The organism is Agrococcus sp. HG114 (genome assembly GCF_024723325.1).
Lineage (GTDB): Bacteria > Actinomycetota > Actinomycetes > Actinomycetales > Microbacteriaceae > Agrococcus.
In genome coordinates this window covers 1-4510 of record NZ_JANQCH010000163.1, presented here as the reverse complement: position 1 = coordinate 4510, position 4510 = coordinate 1, and the positions used below count along the sequence as shown (strand labels likewise).

Genomic DNA, 4510 nt, shown 5'->3' with positions numbered 1-4510 from the left:
GTGCTCGGCCACGTCGCGCAGGACGACGCCGTCGCCGCGCGCGCCCCGCCGCGCATCCGCCCCCGACGCGTCGTCAGCGGCCGCCTCGGCCGCGTCGAGCCGCTCGGCGTCGAGCTCGTTGAGCCGGGCGGTGAGCCGCTCGGCCGCGCGGCGCGCGTTGACGAACACGATCGTCGAGCGGTGCCGGTCGACGAGCTCGAGCACCTCGCGCTCGATGTGCGGCCAGATCGAGGCCTGCTCGGGCTGCTCCTCGATCGAGCCGAACGCGCTGCCGGTCGGCGCCGAGCCGGGCTGGTCGCGCCGCTGCGGGCCGCGCAGGTCGGTCATGTCGTCGACGGGCACCGTGATCGTGAGCTCGATCGTCTTCTCGCTCGGCGGCGCGACGACGCTCACCGGCGCCGGTCCGCCGAGGAACGCGGCGACCTCGTCGACCGGGCTCACCGTCGCCGAGAGGCCGATGCGCTGCGCGGGGGCCGCGAGCATCGCGTCGAGCCGCTCGAGGCTCAGCGCGAGGTGCGAGCCGCGCTTGGTCGGGAAGACCGCGTGCACCTCGTCGACGATGATCGTCTCGACCGCGCGGAGGGTCTCGCGCGCCCGGCTCGTGAGCAGCAGGAACAGCGACTCGGGCGTCGTGATGAGGATGTCGGGCGGGTGCTTCGCCTGCGCCCGGCGCTCCTCCTGCGGGGTGTCGCCCGTGCGCAGGCCGATGCGGATGGGCGGCGGCTCGAGCCCGTCGGCGCGGCCCTGCGCGGCGATGCCCGCGAGCGGCGCGCGCAGGTTGCGGTCGACGTCGACGGCGAGCGCCTTGAGCGGCGAGACGTAGAGCACGCGCACGCCGGGCTCGCGCGCCGCTCCCGGCTCCGCGTCCTCGCGGTGCAGCCGGTCGATCGACCAGAGGAACGCGGCGAGCGTCTTGCCCGAGCCGGTCGGCGCGACGACGAGCGTGTGGTCGCCGCGCGCGATCGCCGTCCACGCCTCCTCCTGCGCCGGCGTCGGCGCGGGGAACGCCCCCGTGAACCACGCGCGGGTCGCGGGGGAGAAGAGCTCGAGGGCGGCGCCCATCCGGTCAGTACAGCACAGCGGCCCTCAGCATCCGCCTGCGCGGGCCCGGATCTGCCCTCGTGACACCGTCAGGCACCGCGGCTATGGTGAGCGACCACCGCCGGCCCGGGCTCGCCGGGCGGCGAGGCAGCCGAGGAGGACCCGTGGTCGCGCACATCCCGGACGATCGAGCCAAGCACCCGCGCACGATCCTCGCGGGGCCCTACGGGCATCCGCTCCACCCGATCCTCATCACGGTGCCCGTGGGCTCGTGGATCGCCGCGCTCGTCTTCGACGTCATGGCGCTGCTCTCGGAGGACCGGGCGGGACTGCTGATGGGTTCGCAGATCCTCGTCGGCATCGGCATCGTCGGGGCGCTCGTCGCGGCCATCCTCGGGTTCCTCGACTACAGCGTCATCCCGCCGCGCACCCCGGCGAAGCGCACCGCGGTCGTGCACATGGTGCTCAACCTGCTCGCGGTCGTCGTGTTCGCGTTCAGCTGGCTCGCGCGGGCGAGCGCCGACGGCGAGGAGATCCCCGTCATCGGCATCGCGCTCACCCTCATCGGCCTCGCGCTCATCAGCGTCTCGGGGTACCTCGGCGGCAAGCTCGCCTACCACTACGGCGTGCGCGTCGCGGGCGAGGAGAAGCAGGTCGAGGGCTTCCAGAAGCTCTGAAACCCGGCACTGGGCTCGATGCGGTGGCATCGAGCCCCACGGCGGCTAGTCCGTGCCGAGGTCCATCGCGGCGCGGTCGTTCCACTGCTCGATCGCCTCGGGGTCGGCCTCGGGCGACGCGACGATCTCCTCGGAGCGGCCGATCTCGAGCGCGCCGAGCAGCTTCGCCGTCTCGCCCTCGACGAGGCCGGCGGCCGCGTAGCCCTCGAGCCGCGAGCGCGAGTCGGCGATGTCGAGGTTGCGCATCGTGAGCTGCCCGATGCGGTCGGACGGGTCGAACGCCGCGTCGCCGACGCGCTCCATCGAGAGCTTGTCCGGGTGGTACGAGAACGAGTCGCCGCGCGTGTCGACGATCGTGTAGTCCTCGCCCCGGCGCAGGCGCAGCACGACCTCGCCGGTCACCGACGACCCGACCCAGCGCTGGATCGACTCGCGCAGCATGAGCGACTGCGGGTCGAGCCAGCGGCCCTCGTACATGAGGCGGCCGAGGCGGCGGCCCTGCTCGTGGTAGGTCGCGATCGTGTCCTCGTTGTGGATCGCGTTGAGCAGTCGCTCGTAGGCGATGTGCAGCAGCGCCATGCCGGGGGCCTCGTAGATGCCGCGGCTCTTCGCCTCGATGATGCGGTTCTCGATCTGGTCGCTCATGCCGAGCCCGTGCCGGCCGCCGATCGCGTTCGCCTCGTGCACGAGCGCCACCGCGTCCGGGAACTCGACGCCGTCGATCGCCACCGGGCGCCCGGCCTCGAACCGGATCGTGACGTCCTCGGTGGGGATCTCGACCGACTCGTCCCAGAAGCGCACGCCCATGATGGGCTCGACGATCTCCATCGACGTGTCGAGGTGCTCGAGCGTCTTCGCCTCGTGGGTCGCGCCCCAGATGTTCGCGTCGGTCGAGTAGGCCTTCTCGGTCGCGTCGCGGTAGGGGTAGCCGTGCGCGACGAGCCACTCCGACATCTCCTTGCGGCCGCCGAGCTCGGTGACGAAGCGCTCGTCGAGCCACGGCTTGTAGATGCGCAGCGCCGGGTTCGCCATGAGCCCGTAGCGGTAGAACCGCTCGATGTCGTTGCCCTTGTAGGTCGAGCCGTCGCCCCAGATCTCGACGCCGTCCTCCTTCATCGCGCGCACGAGCAGCATGCCCGTGACCGCGCGCCCGAGCGGCGTCGTGTTGAAGTACGTCCGGCCGGCCGAGCGGATGTGGAACGCGCCGGTCGCGAGCGCCACGAGCCCCTCCTCGACGAGCGCCTCCTTCGCGTCGACGAGCCGCGAGCCCTCCGCGCCGTAGGCCGTCGCGCGACCGGGCACCGCGTCGATGTCGGGCTCGTCGTACTGCCCGATGTCTGCGGTGTAGGTGTACGGCACGGCGCCGTTGTGGCGCATCCACGCGACGGCGCACGACGTGTCGAGTCCGCCGGAGAAGGCGATGCCGACGCGCTCGCCGACGGGCAGGGAGGAGAGGACCTTGGACATGCCCTCAATCCTACGTTCGGGGTCGGATGCGCCGGGCCCACGGGTGCGGGCACGCGAACCTGGGAAGACGCCCCTTGCCGCGTCAGGAGGCGCATGCGACCGTAGATTGGGGGACATGCACCCCTCGCGGCGTACCCGGAGGCGATGATGCAGGTCGACGAGCGATTCGAGGTCGGCGCCTCGCGCGCCGAGGTGTTCCGGCTCTGGACGGCGTTCGAGCAGTATCCGAGCTTCCTGACCGGGGTCGACTCGGTCTACGCGGAGACGAGCGAGCGCCTCCGCTGGCGCGCGTCGATCGCCGGTCTGCCCCGGTCGTTCTACGCGATCGTCACCGAGTACGAGCCCGACGAGCGCCTCGCCTTCGTGAGCGTCGACCAGTCCTCGCTCGGCTGGTGGGTCGACCTCGTCGAGCTCGGGCCGCACCGCACCGAGGTGCGGGTGCGGGTCATCGTGTCGCCGCGCGGCGACCTGTGGGCGCCGGGCCTGACCGAGCTCGACGAGCTCACGATCCGCTGCGATCTCCTTCGGTTCCGAGCGCTCGCGGAGGGCACGCTCAGCCAGGCCGCATAGCGTCGCAGGCCCGAGACATCCGCTCGACAGACAGAAGGAGCTCCACCATGCCCCAGGTCACCGACAGCATCGACGTCAAGGCCCCCATCAGCGCCGTCTACGCGCTCTGGACCCAGTTCGAGGACTTCCCGAAGTTCATGGGCGGTGTCGAGTCGATCACGCAGCTGACCGACACGACGCTGCACTGGGTCGTCTCGATCGCGGGCGTGGAGCGCGAGTTCGACGCCGAGATCACCGAGCAGCACATGGACGAGCGCGTCGCGTGGCGCAGCCTCGACGGCGAGACCCACGCGGGCGTCGTGACCTTCCACCGCATCGACGACGACACCACCCGCGTCAACGTGCAGATCGACTGGAAGCCGCAGGGCGTGGTCGAGGCCGCGGGCGCGCTGCTGCAGATCGACGACGCGCAGATCGGCAAGGACCTCAAGCGCTTCAAGGAGATCGCCGAGGCGACGCCGGCCCAGCAGGCAGTCGACGCCGGCTGGGAGGGCGACGTCGAGCGCCCGACCGACCGCCTCGGCCAGTAGGCCGCGTCCGACCGATCCACAGCCGACGACCCGGTCCGCTCCCGTAGCGTGCGCTCCATGAGCATCGAGCACTGGAGCGAGGTCGGCGAGAGCATCGACCGGGTCTTCGCCTGGCACACGCGCCCGGGGGCGCTGCAGCGGCTCGCGCCGCCGTGGCTCCCCGGGCGCGTCCGCCGTGAGGCGGCGTCGCTCGCCGACGGCCGCGCCGAGCTCGCGCTGCCGGGC

At 72.2% G+C, this 4510-nt stretch carries 5 protein-coding genes; 3 read left to right on the top strand and 2 right to left on the bottom strand.

From position 1 onward, the window contains the following. A partial coding sequence (locus NWP09_RS11970) for a DEAD/DEAH box helicase (RefSeq protein WP_258275730.1) occupies window positions 1–1062 on the bottom strand: 1062 nt, incomplete at its 3' end. A gap of 143 nt (window positions 1063–1205) precedes the next feature. Between NWP09_RS11970 and NWP09_RS11965 the strand changes: the two genes are divergently transcribed. After that, on the top strand, window positions 1206–1718 hold the full coding sequence (locus tag NWP09_RS11965; RefSeq protein ID WP_258275729.1) for a DUF2231 domain-containing protein: 513 nt from the start codon (window positions 1206–1208) through the stop codon (window positions 1716–1718). Window positions 1719–1763: 45 nt separating this feature from the next. On the opposite strand, the gene argG is transcribed toward NWP09_RS11965, so the two are convergent. Then, on the bottom strand, window positions 1764–3185 hold the full coding sequence (gene argG, locus NWP09_RS11960) for an argininosuccinate synthase (RefSeq protein WP_258275728.1): 1422 nt from the start codon (window positions 3183–3185) through the stop codon (window positions 1764–1766). 144 nt (window positions 3186–3329) lie between these two features. On the opposite strand from argG, the gene NWP09_RS11955 reads away from it, so the two are divergent. Together NWP09_RS11955 and NWP09_RS11950 are read left to right on the top strand one after the other, a co-directional pair. Then, complete coding sequence (locus tag NWP09_RS11955) at window positions 3330–3755, top strand: SRPBCC family protein (RefSeq protein WP_258275727.1); 426 nt, start codon at window positions 3330–3332, stop codon at window positions 3753–3755. Window positions 3756–3802: 47 nt separating this feature from the next. Further along, entirely contained in the window at window positions 3803–4285 is a 483-nt protein-coding gene (locus tag NWP09_RS11950; RefSeq protein WP_258275726.1) for an SRPBCC family protein, read from the top strand. Window positions 4286–4510: the final 225 nt, after the last annotated feature.